The organism is Nocardiopsis sp. TNDT3, from assembly GCF_003427465.1.
Classification (GTDB): domain Bacteria; phylum Actinomycetota; class Actinomycetes; order Streptosporangiales; family Streptosporangiaceae; genus Nocardiopsis; species Nocardiopsis dassonvillei.
This window is the reverse complement of sequence record NZ_QPFC01001167.1, coordinates 1-817: the sequence shown is the minus strand read 5'-3', so window position 1 is coordinate 817 and position 817 is coordinate 1. Positions and strand designations below refer to the sequence as shown.

General features: G+C 71.0%; 1 pseudogene. It reads left to right on the top strand.

Annotated features, from left to right (window positions below):
- Positions 1–39: 39 nt before the first annotated feature.
- Positions 40–817 (top strand): annotated as a pseudogene (locus DQW06_RS25255) (hypothetical protein); the annotation flags it as partial.

The following is an 817-nucleotide window of genomic DNA, read 5'->3' as shown; positions in this document are numbered from 1 at the left end:
GGCCGGGTGGTTCAGCACCTCAGCGGCGGCCCCGCCCTGTTGGCCGCCTACGACCAGGGCCCCGGCCACACCTTCACCCCCGTCGAACACGCCCTGCTCACCGCCGCCATCGACGCCCGCCGCCTGGGCCACCGCGCTCCCCTGCCCGCAGCCCTGCTCGCCCAAGCCGCCGACGCGGACCTGGACCCCCGTGAACGCCCCACCGACCCCGACTGGGCCCAGGCGGCGCTGACCGCGTTGTGCACCGGCCGACGCCCGGGAGGCGGGCGCACCGACATCCGCCACACCCTGACCGCCCTGCACCCCCACGTAGCCCGCGCCGGCGCCGAGGTCGGCTACGAACCGGCCGACTATCTCGACCAACACCTGCGCCACCGCCGCGCCGACCAACTCGGCAGCCCTGCCCTGTGGCAGGCCCTGCTCGACCACACCCACGACCCCCACACCCTGCACACTCTGGCTGAAGCCGCCGAGGCTCGTGGGCTGTTCCAGCACGCGACCCGGCTCTGGCACCGGGCAACCTCGGCTCATCCCAACACCCTCGGCCGGAGCCTGGTGCGCTTGTTGACCAAGGATGCTTACCCGAGCAGGTACAGCGCTGACTGGATGACTATCGACCTTTCCGATACGGAAGCCATCGCAGACCTGCTGCAACTGCTGCACGGGACAGGGCAGGAACAAGCCGTGACCGCTCTCCTGGAGCACAGTCCCGCCACCCACGCCGACCTCACCGACCCCGAAGGTGTCGCTCTTCTGCTAGAGGCACTGCATGATCTGGGGCAGGAGCAGGCCGTGACCACTCTCCTGCAACGCGACC